Source organism: Streptomyces sp. NPDC040622 (assembly GCF_055593965.1).
Genome location: NZ_JBVIXD010000004.1, coordinates 131,487 through 150,644 on the forward strand (window position 1 = coordinate 131,487; position 19,158 = coordinate 150,644).

The 19,158-nt window shown below is 71.8% G+C and carries 13 protein-coding genes; 10 read left to right on the forward strand and 3 right to left on the reverse strand.

The window, feature by feature from the left end:
• Nucleotides 1-44: 44 nt before the first annotated feature.
• Nucleotides 45-1,178 carry an ROK family protein gene (locus tag ACZ592_RS12615; protein WP_471581522.1) on the reverse strand — a complete coding sequence of 378 codons (1,134 nt, stop codon included), beginning with the start codon at nucleotides 1,176-1,178 and terminating at the stop codon, nucleotides 45-47.
• A gap of 233 nt (nucleotides 1,179-1,411) precedes the next feature.
• On the opposite strand from ACZ592_RS12615, the gene ACZ592_RS12620 reads away from it, so the two are divergent.
• The 7 genes from ACZ592_RS12620 to ACZ592_RS12650 all read left to right on the forward strand — a co-directional run bounded on the left by ACZ592_RS12620 (nucleotide 1,412) and on the right by ACZ592_RS12650 (nucleotide 8,447).
• Nucleotides 1,412-2,425, forward strand: coding sequence for an SPFH domain-containing protein (locus ACZ592_RS12620; protein WP_471581523.1), 1,014 nt, complete (start codon nucleotides 1,412-1,414; stop codon nucleotides 2,423-2,425).
• Nucleotides 2,422-3,324 (forward strand): diacylglycerol kinase catalytic domain-containing protein, encoded by a 903-nt coding sequence (locus tag ACZ592_RS12625; RefSeq protein WP_471581524.1) that lies wholly within the window; start codon nucleotides 2,422-2,424, stop codon nucleotides 3,322-3,324. The genes ACZ592_RS12620 and ACZ592_RS12625 overlap by 4 nt, the downstream gene beginning before the upstream one ends.
• A gap of 202 nt (nucleotides 3,325-3,526) precedes the next feature.
• A complete protein-coding gene (locus tag ACZ592_RS12630) occupies nucleotides 3,527-4,618 on the forward strand; it encodes a mechanosensitive ion channel family protein (RefSeq protein WP_471581525.1) in 1,092 nt (363 codons plus the stop codon).
• A gap of 91 nt (nucleotides 4,619-4,709) precedes the next feature.
• On the forward strand, nucleotides 4,710-5,636 hold the full coding sequence (locus tag ACZ592_RS12635; protein WP_471581526.1) for a cation diffusion facilitator family transporter: 927 nt from the start codon (nucleotides 4,710-4,712) through the stop codon (nucleotides 5,634-5,636).
• Nucleotides 5,637-5,779: 143 nt separating this feature from the next.
• Complete coding sequence (locus ACZ592_RS12640) at nucleotides 5,780-6,193, forward strand: hypothetical protein (RefSeq protein WP_471581527.1); 414 nt, start codon at nucleotides 5,780-5,782, stop codon at nucleotides 6,191-6,193.
• A gap of 27 nt (nucleotides 6,194-6,220) precedes the next feature.
• Nucleotides 6,221-7,333 carry an aminotransferase class V-fold PLP-dependent enzyme gene (locus ACZ592_RS12645; protein ID WP_471581528.1) on the forward strand — a complete coding sequence of 371 codons (1,113 nt, stop codon included), beginning with the start codon at nucleotides 6,221-6,223 and terminating at the stop codon, nucleotides 7,331-7,333.
• A gap of 121 nt (nucleotides 7,334-7,454) precedes the next feature.
• Entirely contained in the window at nucleotides 7,455-8,447 is a 993-nt protein-coding gene (locus tag ACZ592_RS12650; protein ID WP_471581529.1) for an esterase/lipase family protein, read from the forward strand.
• A gap of 15 nt (nucleotides 8,448-8,462) precedes the next feature.
• Here the strand turns inward: ACZ592_RS12650 and ACZ592_RS12655 are convergent, their stop codons facing one another.
• On the reverse strand, nucleotides 8,463-9,839 hold the full coding sequence (locus ACZ592_RS12655; protein ID WP_471581530.1) for a phenylacetate--CoA ligase family protein: 1,377 nt from the start codon (nucleotides 9,837-9,839) through the stop codon (nucleotides 8,463-8,465).
• A gap of 970 nt (nucleotides 9,840-10,809) precedes the next feature.
• On the opposite strand from ACZ592_RS12655, the gene ACZ592_RS12660 reads away from it, so the two are divergent.
• Both ACZ592_RS12660 and ACZ592_RS12665 read left to right on the forward strand, forming a co-directional pair.
• The gene (locus tag ACZ592_RS12660; RefSeq protein ID WP_471581531.1) at nucleotides 10,810-11,586 is read left to right on the forward strand and encodes a thioesterase II family protein; all 777 of its coding nucleotides are present in this window, start codon (nucleotides 10,810-10,812) and stop codon (nucleotides 11,584-11,586) included.
• Nucleotides 11,583-12,380, forward strand: a complete 798-nt coding sequence (locus tag ACZ592_RS12665) for an AfsR/SARP family transcriptional regulator (protein ID WP_471581532.1) — start codon at nucleotides 11,583-11,585, stop codon at nucleotides 12,378-12,380. Before ACZ592_RS12660 ends, ACZ592_RS12665 begins: the two co-directional genes overlap by 4 nt.
• Nucleotides 12,381-12,497: 117 nt before the next feature.
• Here ACZ592_RS12665 and ACZ592_RS12670 read toward each other — a convergent pair whose 3' ends face one another.
• Entirely contained in the window at nucleotides 12,498-13,748 is a 1,251-nt protein-coding gene (locus tag ACZ592_RS12670; RefSeq protein WP_471581533.1) for a cytochrome P450, read from the reverse strand.
• Between the two features lie 394 nt (nucleotides 13,749-14,142).
• Here ACZ592_RS12670 and ACZ592_RS12675 point away from each other — a divergent pair, with 394 nt between their 5' ends.
• A complete protein-coding gene (locus tag ACZ592_RS12675; RefSeq protein ID WP_471581534.1) occupies nucleotides 14,143-19,071 on the forward strand; it encodes a type I polyketide synthase in 4,929 nt (1,642 codons plus the stop codon).
• The last annotated feature ends 87 nt before the right edge of the window (nucleotides 19,072-19,158 follow it).

The window sequence follows — 19,158 nt, forward strand, 5'->3', positions numbered from 1 at the left end:
TCGTCGGGCGCCGCCGTGGCCGGGCCCCGCGTCGGGGCGGGCCGTCACGGCGCCGTGTCCGCGAGCAGGTCCTCCTCCACCTCGTCCAGCGCCTTGCGTACGGCGCCGAGGGCCACGTTGCGTTCGCCGAGCGAGCTCAGGGCGATGCGCGGGACGTGCAGGGTCATGGGGCGCAGCCGCTCCTGGAGCAGCGGCACGAGGTACCGGCCGACGGGGGTGGCTCCGCCGGTGAGCACGATCAGTTCCGGGTCGACGGCGAGGGCGAGGGCGGCGATCCCCGGCGCGAGGCGGTCGGCGAAGTCCGCGACGGCGGCCAGCGCCCGGGGGTCCGCCGCGTCCGCGGCGCGGGCGAGCGCCGCCACTTCGGACTCTCCCGCGCGGCGCTCCCCCGGCCAGGCCAGGGCCTCCTGTGCGGTGCTCATGCCGAGCAGCGGCAGCATGCCGAGTTCGCCCGCGCCGCCGCGTCTGCCGCGGTGCAGCCGCCCGTCGATGGTGAGGCCGCAGGAGACGCGGTGCCCGGTCAGGACGCAGACGACGTCGCCGACGAGGGTGGCGGCGCCCTGCCACCGCTCGGCGAGGGTCGCGAGGTTGACGTCGTTCTCGATCAGGGTGCGGCCGGGTCCGTCGTCCGGGAGCAGCCGGCCGAGGTCGACCCCGGACCACTCCGGCACCACCACGGAGGTGATCATCCCGCCCGCGTCCACCGTGCCGGGCACGCCCACACAGCGGGCGAGGACGGCGTCGCGGCGCGGCGCGTGGGTGTCCAGGAAGGTCTCGATGCCGTGGCGCAGCAGGCCGAGCCGGTCACTGCCGCTCATGTCCGGTTCCACCTCACGGCGTTGAGCCGCAAGGACGGTGCCGCCCAGGTCGGCCAGGAGCAGCACCATCTTGTGCAGCCCTATGTCGGCGCCGAGGACGTACCCGGCCTCGGTGCGGAACCGGAAGCGCCGCGCGGGGCGTCCGGGCGGCCGTTCGCCCGCCTCTGCCGTGCACTCCCCGACGAGGCCGCGCACGGTCAGCTCCTCGACGGCGGCTTCCACGGTGGGCCGGGAGAGGCTCGTGCCGGCGGCGAGTCCCGCGAGGGTCTGCGGGCTGCGGCGGTGCAGTGCGCGCAGGACGACGGTGGTGTTGAGGCGCCGCAGCGCGACCAGGTCGTGGCCGCGTGCCGGGTTCCGCATCAGTGCTTCACCTCGAATCCGCCCAGGGGCAGCCCGGTTGACGAGCCCGGAGGCCGGTCGGCCGATCGAATTCCGTAGGAGAGTTGCACATCTGCGACGGCCCGGGAACCCCCTGGGCGACCCCGGCTCGGCGGAGCCCGGTCCACCACTCTTTCCACCCTCTTATTTACGGTCTACTTGACTATAAAGAAGGCTCCTCATACCGTCGTGCCGACGAAAAGAGAGGGGCCGCCATGCCCGACATCACCCGCCGGTTCGGACTGCGCCACCTGCGCTCGGCACCCACCGCCCACATCCGCCACCACAAGCGCGGCAAGCTCGTCCACGACGGCTCCGGGCTCAGCTTCTGGTTCCGTCCGCTCAGCGCCGCCCTGTCCGAAGTCCCGGTCGACGACCGGGAACTGGCGGTCGGCTTCCACGCCCGCACGGCCGACTTCCAGGACGTCAGCGTGCAGGCCACCGTCACCTACCGGATCAGCGACCCGGCGCTCGCCGCCGCCCGCCTCGACTTCTCCTTCGACCCGGACACCGGCGTCTGGCGCGGCGCACCGCTGGAACAACTCGCCACCCTGCTGACCGAGTCGGCTCAGCAGCACGCGCTGGCGGTGCTCGCCCGCACCGACCTCGCCGCCGCGCTGTCCGACGGCGTCGCCACGGTGCGCGAACGGATCGCCGGAGGGCTCGCGGACGAGCCGCGCCTGCCCGCGACCGGCATCGACGTGGTGGCCGTGCGCGTGGTCGCCATCCGCCCCGAACCCGAGGTGGAGCGCGCACTGCGCACCCCCGCGCGCGAGCGCATCCAGCAGGACGCGGACCGAGCGACGTACGAGCGCCGCGCGGTGGCCGTGGAGCGGGAGCGCGCCATCGCCGAGAACGAGCTCGCCAGCCGTATCGAACTCGCCCGCAGAGAAGAGGAGTTGGTGGACCAGCGCGGCACGAACACCCGGCGCGAGGCCGAGGAGAACGCCGCCGCCGACGCCGTGCGCGCCGAGGCCGAGGCCGCCCGCACGGTGCGCCTGGCCGGCGCGGAGGCCGAGTCGGTCCGTGCGGTGGGCGAGGCGCGCGCCGAGGCGCAGGCGTCCTGGCTGCGGGTGCACGGCGACGTGGACGCCGGCACGCTCCACGCGCTCGCCGTCACCCGGCTCGCCGAGAACGTGCCGCGGATCGAGAGCCTCACCCTCTCCCCCGACGTCGTCACCGGACTGCTCGCCAGGCTCGGCGCCCCGGGCGGGGGCGGACAGCCGTGACGCTCGCGCCGCGCGCCGTGCTCGTCCACCGCACGACCGAGTACGAGGAGTTGCTCGCCCGGCACGGCACGCACGGGCAGGCGGCCTTCTTCCTCTCCTCGCGCGGACGCGACATCCGGGAGGTGGCCGAGCGGCACCACCGGGCGCGGCGCGCGCTGGACGAGACCGCCACCGCGGTGCCGCTGGCCTGGCGGCAGAGCCGGGTCGAACGCGCCGACCTGGACCGTTTCCTCTTCGGCCCGGAGGACGTGGTGGTCGTCGTCGGCCAGGACGGCCTGGTCGCCAACGCGGCCAAGTACCTGGCGGGGCAGCCCGTCGTCGGGATCGACACCGACCCCGGACGCAACCCCGGCGTCCTCGTACGCCACCGGGCCGCCGACGCCAGGACGCTCCTGCCGGCCGCCCTGCACCGGCACACCCCCGCCGACGCGCTCACGATGGTCGAGGCGGTCACCGACGACACCCAGCGCCTGCTGGCCCTGAACGAGATCTACTTGGGCCCGCCGGGGCACCAGACGGCGCGCTACTCCCTGGGGTCGGTCGACGAAGGCTCCCACGGAGCGGAGGCGCAGGCCTCCTCCGGCGTCCTGGTCGGCACCGGCACCGGCGCCACCGGCTGGCTGGGCTCGCTCTGGCAGCAGCGGGGCAGCACCCTGCCGCTGCCCGGGGCCGCGGAACCGCGCCTGGTCTGGTTCGTCCGGGAGGCCTGGCCCTCGCCGACCACCGGCACCTCCCGCGTCGAGGGCGCCCTCGCGGCCGGTGAACGCCTGTGCGTCACCGTCGAGTCCGACCGGCTCGTCGCGTTCGGCGACGGAATGGAGAGCGACGCGCTGGAGCTCACGTGGGGGCAGACCGTACGGCTCGGCGTGGCCGACACCGCGCTGCGCCTTGTCGGTTGACGAAACCGCCCGACCTGTGAAGATCCAGGTGGGGGTATGCGCGACCGGCGTGCACGGATGCGGCAGGATGACGTCCGCGCCGGGCCGAGCCCCCGTCCCGGCGTGACCGCACTCCCCGGAATCGAGCAGGTATCACAGACGTGACGACACATCACATACGCCGCGTGCCGGAGCACTCGTCCCGTACGACGGGAGCGAGCCGATGACCCGTGCGCTCACCCTGCACGACTGGATCGTGGCCGGCATCGCGGTCCTCGCCGGCGTCACGGCCGGGCTGCTGCTCCGCATCCTTCTGCGGTGGCTCGGCGAACGGGCGAGCCGGACCAGATGGAGCGGCGACGACGTCATCGTCGACGCCCTGCGCACGCTCGTCCCCTGCGCGGCCATCACCGCCGGGCTCGCCGCCGCGGCCGGCGCGCTGCCGCTCGCGCCCCGCACCGGACGCAACGTCACCATGACGCTGACCGCGCTGCTGATCCTCGCCGCCACGCTGACGGCAGCCCGTATCGTCACCGGCCTGGTCAGAGCCGTGGCCCAGTCCCGCTCCGGCGTGGCAGGGTCGGCCACCATCTTCGTGAACATCACGCGGGTCGTGGTGCTCGCGATGGGCTTCCTCGTCGTCCTGCAGACGCTCGGCATCTCCATCGCGCCGCTGCTCACCGCCCTCGGCGTGGGCGGCCTCGCGGTCGCCCTGGCGCTGCAGGACACGCTCGCCAACCTCTTCGCGGGCGTGCACATCCTCGCGGCGAAGACCGTGCAGCCCGGCGACTACATCCAGCTCAGCAGCGGCGAGGAGGGCTACGTCGTCGACATCAACTGGCGCAACACCACGGTGCGTCAGCTCTCCAACAACCTCGTGATCATCCCCAACGCCAAGCTGGCGAGCACCAACATGACCAACTACAGCCGCCCCGAGCAGGAGCTGTCGATCATGGTGCAGGTCGGGGTGAGCTACGACAGTGACCTGGAGCAGGTCGAGCGGGTCACGACCGAGGTCGTGGACGAGGTGATGAAGGACATCACGGGCGCGGTCCCCGACCACGAGGCGGCCATCCGCTTCCACACCTTCGGCGACTCGCGGATCAGCTTCACGGTGATCCTGGGCGTGGGCGAGTTCAGCGACCAGTACCGCATCAAGCACGAGTTCATCAAGCGCCTGCACCAGCGCTACCGCGCCGACGGCATCCGCGTCCCGGCCCCCGTGCGCACCGTGACCGTCAAGCAGGGCGAGCTGCCCCCGCCCCTCGGCATCCCGCACCAGCGCGACGCCTCCCTCCCGCCCCGGGTGCACTGACCTCCCGGGCACACCGCCTCCTGGGACGCACTGGGCCGACTGGCCGACCCCTCGGTGGCGGGCCCCGCGCCACCGTGATCCACTCGCGGGCATGGGGCACGACCACGGCCCGTCCGCGGCGACGACGGGCGGCACGCTCAGCGGGACGTACCGCAACCGCCTGCTGTGGACCATCGGGATCAGCGGCTCGATCACCGTGATCCAGGTGGTCGGCGCGCTGCTGTCCGGCAGCCTCGCGCTGCTCGCCGACGCCGCGCACAGCCTCACCGACGCGGTCGGCGTCTCGCTGGCCCTCGGTGCCATCACCCTCGCCCAGCGCGCGCCGACACCCCGGCGCACCTTCGGCTTCTACCGGGTGGAGATCTTCTCCGCGGTCCTCAACGCGCTGCTCCTGGTCGCCATCTTCGTCTGGGTCCTGTGGTCGGCGATCGGCCGGTTCAGCGAGCCGGTGGAGGTCAAGGGCGGCCTGATGTTCGTGGTCGCGGTCGGCGGGCTGCTGGCCAATCTGGTGGGCCTGTGGCTGCTGCGGGACGCCAAGGACAAGAGCCTCAATCTGCGCGGCGCCTACCTGGAGGTCCTCGGGGACGCGCTCGGCTCGGTCGCCGTGATCGTGGGCGGCCTGATCATCCTGTTCACGGGGTGGCAGGCCGCCGACCCGATCGCCTCCATCGTCATCGGTCTGCTGATCGTGCCGCGCGCGTACGGGCTGCTGCGGGACTCCGTGCACGTCCTGCTGGAGGCGACCCCGCAGGACGTCGACCTCGACGAGGTGCGCAGGCACCTGCTGGCGGAGCCGGGCGTGAGTTCCGTGCACGACCTGCACGGCTGGACGGTCACCTCGGGGATGCCGGTGCTCACCGCCCATGTGGTGGTGACGGAGGCGGCACTCGCGGACGGCTACGGGGAACTCCTCTCGCGGCTGCAGCGGTGCGTCGGGGGTCACTTCGACGTGGCCCACTCCACGATCCAGCTGGAACCGGCCGGACACGTGGAGGACGGCGGTGCGCTGCACACGTAGCGGGCCCGTACGGCGAGTCGATTCACCCCGCTCCGAGCTGACTTGCCTATGTTGATCCGGACACGGCGCGCGCTCGTCCGCACGCCTCCCGGCACGCCTCTCCGGCACAACACGTAGACATGGATGCCAAGTTGAACTCGAGCATGATCCGCTTGAAGTACCTTCCGCTCCTCGGGATCGCCGCGGCGGCCCTGCTGCTGGGACCGGCGCTCGCCGCGACGGCCGCCCCCGCGCACCGCTCCGCCCACGGGGCCTCGCCCACGGCCTCCCCCGAGGCGCCCCGCCCGACCCTCACCGCCAGGGCGTCGGTGACCAGCGTGCGGGCCTCGCAGGAGTTCCGCGTCTCCGGCGAGAGCCACGACCTGCCGGCCGGTACGCCCGTCACCCTGCAGCAGAAGCAGGGCGAGCGGTGGGTCTCCCTGCCCGCCACGGTGAACACCACGGCGCGCGGGACGTACTCGATGCGCGTGAGACTCCAGCTCCAGGGGAACAACGCCCTGCGCATGAGCGCGGGAGAGACGCTCTCACCGGTCGTCCACGTCACGGTCCTGCCCTGACCCGGACCATGCGCCACCATGTCCCGCATGGGACTGCATGATCAGTACGGGTTGACGCGGATCATCAACGCCCGGGGCACCTACACCCCGTTGGGCGTCTCGCGGAGCGACGGCCGCGTCACGGCGGCCGTCGCCGAGGCCCTCGGCGAGTTCTTCCTCATGGCGGAGGCGCAGGACGTCGCGAGCCGGGTCGCCGCCGAGGTGACCGGGGCCGAGGCAGGGGCCGTGGTGCACTGCACCTCCTCGGGCCTCACCCTCGCCGTCGCCGCGTCCATGACGGGGGACCGCGCCGAGCGGGTCGCGGCGCTGCCGGACGCGACCGGCATGCCCTCGCGCGTGGTGCTGCCCGCGGGGCACGCGGTCGACTACGGGCATCCGCTGGTGCAGGACATCCGGCTGGCCGGCGCCGTCCCGGTGCTCGCGGGCACCGCGGAGGAGTGCACCCTCGCGCAGGTGGAGGAGGCCCTCACGCATCCCGGCACCGCGTGTCTGCTGCTCGTGTCGTCCCGGCTCGTCCGCGGCGCCGGCGTTCCCCTGGCCCAGGCCGTCGCGTCCGCTCACCGCCGTGGGGTGCCCGCCGTCGTGGACGGCGCGGCGCAGGACTTCCGGGTCGGCGAGCTGCTGGCCACGGGGGCGGACCTCGTGCTGGTCAGCGGGCAGAAGTATCTGGGGTCCCCGACGGCGGGCCTGGTGCTGGGCCGGGCCGGACTGGTGCGCGCGGTCCGGGCGCAGGAGAAGGGCATCGGCCGGGCGATGAAGGCGAGCAAGGAGGCAGTCCTCGGTGTGCTCGCCGCGCTGCGGGCCCGGCAGGAGCTCGACCTCGTCGCCTGGCGGCGCGAGCAGGACGACAAGGTGGAGCGGTTCGTCGAGCGGGCCGGCGCGCTGGCGGGCATCACGGCGGCGAGCGTTCCCGATCCGACCGGGCTGCCCTTCTCCCGGGCCCGGATCCGGGTGGACGCCGAGCGGGCCGGGCTGACCGCCGCCGCGCTGGCCGGGGAGCTCCGGGCGGGCTCGCCGCAGATCTGGCTCATGGACGACCGCCAAGACGGCGGGGAGCTCGTCCTCGAACTCCTGCCGCTGGACGGGGAGGAGATCGAGGTGGTCCTTGACCGGCTGGCCGTGCTCGTGACGGCCGCCTGAGCAGCGACCGGGCGGAGCCTCAACTCCCGTTCAAGTTGGGGCCATTGACGTCTGTGGGGCGTCATTCCACGATGGAGCGCCCCTTCCGAAAGGCCCATCGCACTCTCTCGTGGAGGTCACTGTGCGCCTGTCCTCATGGCTCGGCGGTCTCGCCGCGGCCGTGCTGACCCTGACCGTCCTGCCGGCCTCCGCCTCCGGTGCGGCGGCCACCCCCTCCCCGCCCCTGGAGATTCCGGCGGCCGACCTCGCCAAGGGCCTGCACTGCGACACGGACGGCCAGGACGTGCGCGGGGCCGACGACAAGCCGACCGTCCTCTTCCTGCCCGGTACCGGCCTCAAGGGCGAGGAGAACTTCGCCTGGAACTACGTAGCCGAGCTCAAGAAGAAGGGCTACCGGTCCTGTTGGGTCGACACCCCGGGCCGCGGACTCAGGGACATGCAGGAGTCCGTGGAGTACGTCGTGTACGCGACCCGCACCCTCCAGGAGCGGACCGGCCGCAAGGTCGACCTCGTCGGGCACAGCCAGGGCGGCCTGCTCGCCGCCTGGGCCCTGCGCTTCTGGCCCGACCTGGCGGCCAAGGTCGACGACGTGGTGACGCTGGGCTCGCCGTTCCAGGGGACGCGGCTGGCCAGCGGCTGCCTCCCGATCACCGAGCTCACAGGATGCCCGGCGCTGGTCCTGCAGGCCGCCCGGGACTCGAACTGGTCCAAGGCGCTCGGCGCGAACGGCACGCCCATGCCCGCGGGCCCCTCGTACACCACGGTCTACTCCGCCGCCGACGAGTCCGTGATCGCCGACGGCGGGCCTCCGTCACTGCCGGGCGCCCACCGCGTCGGCGTCCAGGACATCTGCCCGGGGCGGCCGTGGCCCACCCACATCGCCATGGTCGTCGACCAGGTCAGCTACGACCTGGTCGCCGACGCGGTCGATCACACCGGCCCCGCCGACGCCGACCGGATCGACCGCGCGCACTGCCTCAAGCCGGTGATGCCGCTCAACAGCGAGGCGGCGGTCAAGGCCCTGCCCGGGCTGTTGGACTACCCGGTCGCGCTCCTGATCCACAGTCAGCCGTGGGCCGACGCGGAACCGCCGCTGCGCGACTACGCGCGCTGAGCCGCGCCGCCCCGGTCAGGCGGTGTACGGAATGATCGTCCGGTACTTGCCGCCGGGCGCCCGCTGCGGTGCCTCCTCGCCCCGCTCCACGGTGACGTTGTCGAGCTTGTTGTCGACGAGCAGGCGGATCAGGCCGTCGCGGGCGGTCTGCCACACCCGGTCCGGGTCGGTGCCGCAGGCCCGGACCAGGCGGACCCGCAGGATCGTCGGCGCGGTCTGCTCGATCTGGAAGAGCTCGACGCCCGGCATGCGGTCGAAGAGGCTGCTGAAGGCGAGGGGCGCGAGCCTGACGTCGTCGTCGCCGCGGCCCGAGGGGAAGCTCAGGATGTCCCCGGCCCGGCCCTGTACCCGGATCGCGGGGGAGGCGACCCCGCACGGACAGGGGTCGGGCCGGAGCATGACGCTGTCCCCGAGGTCGTACCGCAGGAACGGCTGGACGCGATTGGCCAGGTTGCTCATCAGGACGGTGTGCGAGAACTCCCCCGGTGGAGTGGGCCGGTGATCGGCGTCGACCGGCTCGAGCACCGCCCAGTCGTCGTTGACGTGGTACCAGCCCTCGGCGCAGCCGTGGCTGAGGTAGGAGCACTCCGTCGCGCCGTACAGCGGGCGCACCTTGGCGCCGAAGGCCTGCGCGATGCGGTCGGTGTCGCCTTCGCTCATCGTCTCTCCGGCGGGTTCGATCAGCACCGGGTCGATGTGCAGCCGGCCGGCCTCCCGCTCGGCGGTGAGCAGCATGATCGTGCTGGCGTAGCCGATGAGGAAGGCGGGGCGGTACTCGTTGAGCCCCTCGACCAGGCGCTCCATCGGCTGGTGCACGGAGAAGGCGCGGAGCAGTTTGCTGCGCACGCCGCCCTCCCGGGCGAGGCGTGAGTACGCGGCGAAGCCCACGTAGTGCCCGCCGGTGGCGACGAGTTGGGCGAAGCGGCCGCCGTGGGCGACGGCCCGGGCCGTGCCCAGGGGGCCGAGCCAGGAGGCGAGCGCCCGGGAGGAGACGGCGGAGGACACGTCCATGTACCGGTCGTCGAGCACGAAAAGGCCGCGCCTGCCGCTGGTGCCGGAGGTGGTGGCCACCAGGTAGCGGCCGAGGAAGGGCCGGCCGATCAGCTCGGGGTCGTCGGTGAAGGCGCGAATCTTCTCCAGCGTGATGTCACGGTCGGTGGCCCAGTCGTCGAAGCGGTCCATCAGCTGCTTCTTGTCGGTGACCGGAAGCACTGTCGGGTCGTCGACCCGCTCGGGCAGGCCGCTGTAGAGCTCCCGGTAGTACGGCGACGCGGAGCGGGCGTGGGCGACCAGGTCCGCGAGTCGGTCGGCCCGGCGCCGTGCGACCGCGGCGGCGTCCTGCTTACGGGCCCGGCGGGCGTCCCGCGTCAGCCACAACATGCTCTCGCTCATCGTCTCGCGCTCCTTCGGGTGGCAGGACCGGCCGGTGGGCCGGCTGTGCCGGAATGCAGCGGTGAGGTCCGCCTGAGCGTCTCCCCGCCGCTGGTGTGGGGGTGCCGCACGCCGGTGGATACGGCGTACGCCACGACGATCACCGATGCGCCGCGGGCCAGGACACCTTCAACGGGGCACAGTCACCCCAAAAGGTGACACCTTCCTTGCCCCCGGTCCGTCGCGCACGAGTGACCGACCGGCGCTGATGCACACGCGCATGGATCCGGCCACCCGGCGCTCGGCGGCCGGCCCCGCGGCCGCCTCGCCGCCGTGCCGTCACAGCCGCCCGACCGGGTTTGCCACCTGCCGCGCAAGGCCGTCGGCAGCCGATTCAAGGCCAATCCCGAGCAGTCGAGACCACAAGCAAACAACAAGCCACAATCGGAGTCGCGCAGAATCCGCATATCGGCACAGGAAGTAAAACAGACCGTTTCCCGTTCATGGCGCGGAGAAGGAGGGACCGTGCAGGCCAAGCGCAGACTCGGAAAATAAACCACGGGCGCGTAATAATCCCGCAAAGACCACGACCTCAGTACATGGCCCCGCCACACGGTCGCCCGAGATCAACGACAGACCCGAGACGCATTACTTCACCGTCCTGGCAGCAACCGCACCGAACTGCGGCGGGACCCCCGCCGACAACATCCCAGGCCACGCGGCCGACCGCCCGGGGGCACGCCGCACACAGCACACCGTTAAGCATTCATATTGAAATTTACCCTATCCTTGCCGTCCGATATTCGATCACGTCAGAATCGCAACATAAAGAATAGGGAATGTCTCATTCCGCCCTGTTGTTGGCTTACCTACGTTGCCCTTTAAACTTCGAGCTGCGCATGATCAGGAGCGTCTATGTGATGTGGCGACACCATTGTCAGCGCTCCTGACGAAGGGAAAGATCTTGTCTGCCTCCCCCACACCATCCGATATGTCGGACCCATGGATACGCACCTTTCGGCCCCAACCGGAAGCTGATGTTCGCCTGGTCTGCTTCCCCCACGCGGGTGGCTCGGCCTCCTACTTCCACCCCCTGGCGCAGTCCCCCACCCTGCCCGGCACCGAGGTCCTCGCGGTGCAGTACCCCGGACGCCAGGACCGGCGCAGAGAACCCCTCATCGACAACGTCCCCGAACTCGCCGACCGGATCACCGATGCGCTCACGCCCTTCGGTGACCGGCCGTTCGCCTTCTTCGGCCACAGCATGGGCGCCGTCCTCGCCTACGAGGTCGCACAGCGGCTGCGCACGCGGAAGGGCGGGCAGCCCCGCATGCTGTTCGTGTCGGGACGCCGCGCGCCGTCCCGCTTCCGGCGCGGCACCGTCCACCTGCTCAGCGACGGCGAGTTGGCCCAGGAGCTGCGCAGGGCCGGGGGCACGGACCCGATGTTCCTCGACGACGAGGAGCTGCTCGCGGAGATCCTCCCGATCGTCCGCAACGACTACCGGGCGGTCGAGCTCTACCGGTGGACGGCGTCGCCTCCGCTGACCTGCCCCGTCACCGCCCTGGTGGGCGACCGGGACGCACAGGCCCCGCTGGACGACGTCGAGGCCTGGCGGGAGCACACCCGGGGATCCTTCGACTGCAAGGTCTACTCCGGAGGCCATTTCTACCTGAACACGCACCAACGGGCCGTCACGGAGGTCATCTCCACAGCACTGGCCGACCACGCACAACAGCTCGCGACGGCAAGGGGGAACGCGCGGTGAGGTACGAGATGTTGGGCCCACTCCGGATCAGGGACGAAAACAAGTACTCCACCATCAACGCGCAGAAGGTGGAGATCGTCCTCACCGTGCTCCTCATCCGCGCGGACCAGCTGGTCTCCCTGGAACAGCTGATGCGCGAGATCTGGGGTGAAGGCCTGCCCAAACGCGCCACCGCCGGACTCCACGTGTACATCTCCCAGCTCCGCAAGTTCCTCAAGGCCCCCGGCTCCACCGGCAACCCCGTGGAGACCCGCGCGCCGGGATACGTGCTGCACCTGGGCGAGGACCGGATCGACGCCCAGGTCTTCCCGGAACTGGTCGACGTGGGCCGCTCGCTGCTCCGCGAGAAGCGGTACGACGAGGCGGCCTCGCGCTTCGGCCAGGCCCTCGCGCTGTGGCGGGGACCCATCCTCGGGCAGGGCGGGAACGGGACGGAGGCCAACGGCCCGATCATCGACGGATTCTCGACCTGGCTGACCGAGATCCGCCTGGAGTGCCAGGAGATGCAGGTCGAGTGTCAGCTCCAACTCGGCCGTCACCGCGAGGCGGTGGGCATGCTGTACGCCCTCACCGCCGAGAACCCGATGTGCGAGGCGTTCTACCGGCAGCTGATGCTGGCCCTCTACCGCTCCGAGCGGCAGGCCGACGCGCTGAAGGTGTACCAGTCGGTGCGCAAGACCCTCAATGAGGAGCTGGGGCTCGAACCCGGGCGGCCGCTGCAGGATCTGCAGCGGGCCATCCTCTCGGGTGACATGCACCTGATGAGTCCACCCCTGGCGCTGTCCGGCCACTGACCGGCCTGCGCACGGTCGGCACACACCTGCCGGGTGTCTCACGAGTCGTACGTATGCGGAGGAGACGTACGCACTCAGCAGGCGCGGTAAAGCAGCGGGAGCCGGGAGCGGTGAGGCTCAGAAGGCGCAGTGCAGGTGCTTGATGCCTTCGATGAAGCTGGAGTCCAGCCTCCGGGGCTGCCCCACGGCATGGATCTGGGGCAGCGCCGCGAGCAGCTCGCGATAGAGGGCGGTGATCTCCATACGGGCGAGGTGGGCACCGAGGCAGACGTGCGGTCCCACCGCGCCGAACGTCACGTGCGCGTTCGCCCCCCGCGTGATGTCGAAGCGGTACGGGTCCGGGAAGACGTTCTCGTCACGGTTGCCCGACCAGTAGAACAGGAAGATCCGGTCGCCCCTGCGGAACCGGTGCCCGTTCATGTCGCAGTCGCGGGTCGCGACGCGCCGCATCCAGTTGATGGGCGTGGAGACCCGGAGGATCTCCTCGACGGCGCCCGGCGCGTGGGTGTCGAAGTCCGAGAGCAGCAGCTGCTTCTGCTCGGGGTGCTCGGTCAGCAGCACCAGGGCGTGCGAGATCGCGTTGCGGGTCGTCTCCATCCCGGCGATGACGAGCAGGATGAAGAACGATACGAGCTCCTGGCGGGTCAACTGCTCACCGTCGGACTGGACTTGCACCAGCTTGGTGATCAGGTCGCGGCCGGGGGCGGCGAGCCGTTCCTCACGCAGCCCCGCGATGTAGTCGCCCAGTTCCCGTGAGGCCTCGACGACGGCGCGCTCGGAGTCCGCGCGGTCGGGCACGTAGTCCGGGTCGAGAGGACCCACGATCGTGTTGGACCGCTCGAAGAGGAAGTCGTAGTCCGACTCGGGGATCCCCATCATGTCGCTGAGCACGGCGATCGGCATCTCCGCGGCCACGGGCCTGATGAAGTCCCCGGGGCCGCGCGCGACGAGCTCGCCGATGATGCGGCGGGCGGTGCGGGTCGCCACCGCCTCGAACTCGGGCACCATGTTGCGCCCGAAGGAGCGCGAGACGATGCGGCGCAGCCGGGAGTGCTCGGGGTTGTCCATGTTGATCATGGAGCCGTAGTACTCGTCCAGCTCGGGCGGGAGACCGATGATGGTGGTGGCCCCGTTCGAGGAGAAGTCCTGCGGCCGCCGGCTCACCTCCACGATGTCCGCGTACTTCACCAGCGCGTGGTAGCCGAACGCCCAGGGCACCCCGGGCATGCTCTGCTGGATGAACGCCGGATGCGGCAGCCCGCGCAACTCCTCGAACAGCGCCACGCGTTCCTCGTGCGGCCGCGCCCAGAAGGACGGGTCCACCAGGTCGAAAGGGGTGGCGGCCGGCTTGCTATCCGTGATGGGCACGATGCCTCGCTTCGCGTTGTCCGGACCGACGGCCAGGCCCACGAGACCCCGCTCACCGGCTCCGCCCGGCCGCGCAGGGCGAGGGACGACTGCGCCGAGCAGAGCATGACGGCCTGACACCGGCACACCCTGACAGGCGCCGCTTAAGCGCTCCTAAGAAGTCTCTCCTCGCCGCGTCCGAGCCTGCGACCAGCAACGACGTCCCGGCTGTCGCGGCGCGCGCGGACCGGTACGGGGCGTACAGAGCCGAGTATTAGGAGGGCTTTAGCGCTGTCGAGGAGTCTGCGGTCCGGCGGGGACCCACCCGCCCGTTGCCCACGCCGGCCCGCCGGCTGTCCGGTCATCGGGGTCAGGGGTTCGGCTGTTCTCGCGGAGAGGAGCGGTTGTCACCGGGATGGCGCACACCGAAGAGAAGCTTCTTGAGTACCTCAAGCGTGTCACCGCGGACCTGCGTCAGACGGAACGCCGTTTGCAGGACGTCGAGTCGGCGGGACACGAACCGATCGCGGTCATCGGCATGGCCTGCCGCCTGCCGGGCGGGGTCCGCTCTCCCGAAGAGTTCTGGGAGCTGATCTCCGGTGGCGGCGACGCCGTCGCGCCGCTGCCCGGCAACCGCAACTGGGACCTCGACTCCCTCTACGACCCCGACCCCGAGAGCACCGGCACCAGCTACGTCCGCGAGGGCGGATTCGTCTACGACGCGGGCGAGTTCGACTCGACCTTCTTCGGCATCGGCCCCAGCGAGGCCCTCGCCATGGCGCCGCAGCAGCGCCTCGCCCTGGAAACGGCGTGGGAGGCCGTGGAACGTGCCGGCATCGACCCGCTCGGTCTCCGCGGCAGCGACACGAGCACCTTCATCGGCTGCGACGGGCTCGACTACGCCCTCGGCGCCTCGGAGGTGCCCGAGGGCACCGCAGGCTACTTCACCATCGGCAACTCCGGCAGCGTCACCTCGGGACGCGTCGCCTACACGCTCGGCCTGGAAGGCCCCGCGGTGACGGTCGACACGGCCTGTTCCTCGTCCCTGGTCTCCCTCCACCTCGCGGCCCAGTCCCTGCGCACCCGGGAGAGCTCGCTGGCCCTGGCCGGCGGCACGTACGTGATGTCGTCGTCGGCGCCGCTGATCGGCTTCAGCGAGCTGCGGGGCCTGGCCCCCGACGGTCGGTGCAAGCCCTTCTCCGCGAGCAGCGACGGCATGGGCATGGCCGAGGGAACCGGCGTCGTCCTCCTGGAGCGCCTCTCTGACGCCCGCCGCAACGGCCACAAAGTCCTGGCCGTCATCCGTGGTTCGGCGGTGAACCAGGACGGCGCGAGCAACGGTCTCACCGCCCCCAACGGCCCCTCCCAGGAACGCGTCATCCGCGCCGCCCTCGCCAACGCCCGCCTCACCGCCGAGGACGTCGACGTGGTCGAGGCGCACGGCACGGGCACCACGCTCGGCGACCCCATCGAGGCCGGGGCCCTCATCTCCGCCTACGGGCAGGAGCGCGGGGAGGACCGGCCGCTGTGGGTCGGCGCCGTGAAGTCCAACATCGGGCACACGCAGATCGCGGCGGGCGTCGCCGGTGTCATCAAGATGGTCCTCGCGCTGCGCAACGAGCTGCTGCCCGCCATCCTGCACGTCGACGCCCCCTCGCCCCACGTGGAGTGGGACGGCAGCGGGCTGCGCCTGCTCACCGAGCCGGTCAAGTGGCCCCGCGGCGACCGTCCGCGCCGGGCGGGCGTCTCCTCGTTCGGCTTCTCGGGGACGAATGCGCATCTGATCCTGGAGGAGGCGCCCCAGGACGCGCCCGAGGGCGACGTCAAGGAGCCACCGGACGCGGTGCCGGGAACGGTCGTGCCGTGGCTTGTCTCCGGGCGCAACCCGGACGCTCTGCGTGAACAGGCCCGTCGCCTGGACGATTTCGTGGCGGGTGATCCTGAGGCGCTGCCTGCGGAGGTCGGCTGGTCGTTGGCCACGACGCGGTCGGTGTTCGAGCACCGGGCCGTGGTCGTGGGCGAGGACCGCGAGGCCCTGCTCGCCGGACTGCGGTCATTGGCGGCGGGCGAGCCGTCGGCGGGTGTTGTCGAGGGGACCGTTCAGGGTGCCACCGGGGCCGGTCCGGTGTTGGTGTTTCCCGGTCAGGGGTCGCAGTGGGTGGGCATGGGTGCCCGGTTGTTGGACGAGTCGCCGGTGTTCGCGGGGCGGATCGCCGAGTGTGAGCAGGCGTTGTCCGCTCATGTGGACTGGTCGCTGAGTGAGGTGTTGCGCGGGGACGGCTCCGAACTGTCCCGGGTCGAGGTCGTGCAGCCGGTGTTGTGGGCGGTGATGGTGTCGCTGGCCGCCGTGTGGGCGGACTACGGGATTACGCCTGCTGCTGTGGTCGGCCACTCCCAGGGTGAGATGGCCGCCGCGTGTGTGGCGGGGGCTCTCTCCCTGGAGGACGCGGCGCGGATCGTGGCGGTACGCAGTGACGCGCTGCGGCAGCTGATGGGGCACGGCGACATGGCGTCCCTCAGCACGAATGCCGAAGAGGCCGTTGAGCTGATCGGTGAGCGGCCGGGCGTGTGCGTGGCTGCCGTCAACGGGCCTGCCTCCACAGTTATTTCGGGCCCGCCCGAGCATGTCGCCACCGTGGTCGCCGACGCGGAGGCGCGCGGACTGCGGGCCCGCGTGATCGATGTGGGGTACGCCTCCCACGGACCTCAGATCGACGGCCTCCACGAGCTGCTGACCGACCGCCTGGCGGACATTCGGCCGGTCGCCACCGACGTGGCCTTCTACTCCACCGTCACCGCCCAGCGGCTGGCCACGACCACCGCCCTGGACACGGACTACTGGGTCACCAACCTGCGCCAGCCCGTCCGCTTCGCCGACACCGTCGAGGCGTTGCTCGCCGACGGCTACCGCCTGTTCATCGAGGCCAGCCCCCACCCCGTCCTCAACCTCGGCCTCGAAGAGACGATCAGTCAGGCCGAGGTCTCCGCCTCAGTGGTACCCACTCTCCGCCGCGACCACGGCGACGCCACCCAACTCACCCGCGCCGCCGCCCACGCCTTCACCGCGGGCGCCACCATCGACTGGCGCCGCTGGTTCCCGGCCGACCCCACCCCTCGTACCGTCGACCTCCCCACCTACGCCTTCCAACGCCGGCACTACTGGCTGGCCCCTGCCCCGACCGCCGGGAGCGGCGCCGACGGCGGGCACAGTGCCGCGGAGAGTCAGCTCTGGCAGGCCGTCGACGAGCTCGACCTCGGGCTGCTGGCCGAGACGCTGGGTTCGGAGGAAGGGAGCGAGGAGGCGGTCCGGGCGTTGGAGCCCGCGCTGCCGGTGCTGCGAGGCTGGCGGCGGCGGCATCTGGCGCAGGCCACCATCGACTCCTGGCGCTACCGCGTCACATGGAAGCACCACCCCGACTCCGACTCCGCGACACCCGAACTCGGCGGCGACTGGCTGCTGTTCGTCCCCGCGGACCAGGCGGAGCACCCCGCCGTGCGCGCCACGGCCGACGCGCTGTCGGCGCACGGGGCGGCCGTCCGGCTGCGTCCGGTGGAGACCGCTCGGGTTGGGCGCGAGGAACTCGCCTCGGTCGACACGGCGGGTCTCGCCGGGATCGTCAACCTGCTGGCCCTGGACGAGGAACCGCACCCCGAGCACCCCGCCGTACCGGCCGGACTCGCCGCGACCACGATCCTGATCCAGGCCCTGGGCGACAACGGCACGACCGCGCCCCTGCACACGATCACACAGGGTGCCGTGTCCACGAGCGCCACCGACCCGCTCACCCACCCCCTCCAGGCCCAGGTCTGGGGGCTCGGACGCGTCGCCGCCCTCGAACACCCCCGCCTCTGGGCCGGGCTCGTCGACCTGCCCGCCCGCATCGACCGCCAGACCCTCACCCGCGTCGCCGCCGCCCTCATCCCCCAGGAGGAGGACCAGACCGCCGTCCGCCCCACCGGAACCCACACCCGACGCCTCACACACGCCCCCACCGACCGCACCCCCGCCACCGGGACCGCCTGGCGGCCCCGGGGCACCACTCTCATCACCGGCGGCACGGGCGGCATCGGTGCCGTCCTGGCCCGGTGGCTCGCCCGCGAGGGCGCCCCCCATCTGCACCTCACCAGCCGTCGCGGCCCCGACGCCCCAGGCGCCCGGGAGCTCGCCGCCGAACTGGAACGGCTCGGCACCACCGTCACCCTCACCGCCTGCGACGTGGGTGACCCCGAGCAGCTCCGCGGCCTCCTCGACCGCACGCCCGCCGGGCATCCGCTCACGGCGGTCGTCCACGCGGCGGGCATCACCGATCTGACGCCGATCGGCGATCTGACGTCCGCGCGTCTGGGTGACGTCCTCGGGGCCAAGGCGGGCGCGGCCTGGCAGCTGCACGAGCTGACACGGGAGTTGGACCTCTCGGCGTTCGTGATGTTCTCCTCCGGTGCCGGCGTGTGGGGCAGCGGCCAGCAGGGCGCGTACGGCGCCGCCAACCACTTCCTCGACGCGCTGGCCGAACACCGCCGCTCCCTCGGGCTGCCGGCCACCTCCATCGCCTGGGGGCCCTGGGCCGAGGCGGGGATGTCCGCGGACGAGGAGTCGCTCGCGTACTTCAAGCGCTTCGGTCTGCACCCGATCGGCCCGGATCTCTGCGTCAAGGCCCTGCACCAGGCGGTCGACGCGGGGGAAGCGACCCTGACCGTGGCGAACTTCGACTGGGCGAGGTTCACACCGACGTTCACCGCACAGCGGCCGAGTCCCTTCCTCGACGACATTCCGGAGAACCGGCGGGAGGCCGAGCAGACCGGCTCCGCCGCCGAGACCAGTGCCTTCCGCGAGGAGCTGGCCAAGACGCCCGCGTCGCAGCGGCACGGCTTCCTGGTCCAGCACGTGCGGACGTGCGCGGCCGCGACGCTCGGGCGCACGGTCGAGGACATTCCCGCGGTGACGCCCTTCCAGGAGCTGGGCTTCGACTCGCTGACCGCGGTCCAGCTGCGCAATCAGCTCAACACCACGACCGGGCTCTCGCTGCCCGCCACCGTGATCTTCGACCATCCCACGTCGGAGGCGCTCGCCACACACCTGCGCGGACAGCTCGGCGGTGACGGCTCGGCCACCGGCGAAGGCGACGTGCTCGCGGCACTCGACAAGTGGGACACCGCCCACGGCACGGCCGGGGTCGGCGAGGCGGCCCGCCGGCGCGTCGTGGGACGCCTGCAGGTCCTCATCTCGAAGTGGAGTCCGGCGCAGGACGGCCCCGACGGGGCCGAGACCTCCCACGCCGACCTGGAGGCGGCGAGCGCGGACGACATCTTCGACCTGATCTCCAGCGAGTTCGGGAAGTCCTGACCTCCGCCCCGCAAGCCCTCCGGCAACCCGTCCCCGTCCCCGCCCCATCCCGTCGTCACACCTCCCGATCACCACGTAGCGTCAAGG

Bases quoted from the DNA above. Each gene is read 5' to 3' on its own strand.
- ACZ592_RS12675 (WP_471581534.1), top strand. From the start codon at position 14,143: ATGGCGCACACCGAAGAGAAGCTTCTTGAGTACCTCAAGCGTGTCACC.
- ACZ592_RS12645 (WP_471581528.1), top strand. From the start codon at position 6,221: ATGGGACTGCATGATCAGTACGGGTTGACGCGGATCATCAACGCCCGG.
- ACZ592_RS12660 (WP_471581531.1), top strand. From the start codon at position 10,810: ATGTCGGACCCATGGATACGCACCTTTCGGCCCCAACCGGAAGCTGAT.
- ACZ592_RS12620 (WP_471581523.1), top strand. From the start codon at position 1,412: ATGCCCGACATCACCCGCCGGTTCGGACTGCGCCACCTGCGCTCGGCA.
- ACZ592_RS12635 (WP_471581526.1), top strand. From the start codon at position 4,710: ATGGGGCACGACCACGGCCCGTCCGCGGCGACGACGGGCGGCACGCTC.
- ACZ592_RS12615 (WP_471581522.1), bottom strand. From the start codon at position 1,178: ATGCGGAACCCGGCACGCGGCCACGACCTGGTCGCGCTGCGGCGCCTC.
- ACZ592_RS12630 (WP_471581525.1), top strand. From the start codon at position 3,527: ATGACCCGTGCGCTCACCCTGCACGACTGGATCGTGGCCGGCATCGCG.
- ACZ592_RS12640 (WP_471581527.1), top strand. From the start codon at position 5,780: ATGATCCGCTTGAAGTACCTTCCGCTCCTCGGGATCGCCGCGGCGGCC.
- ACZ592_RS12655 (WP_471581530.1), bottom strand. From the start codon at position 9,839: ATGAGCGAGAGCATGTTGTGGCTGACGCGGGACGCCCGCCGGGCCCGT.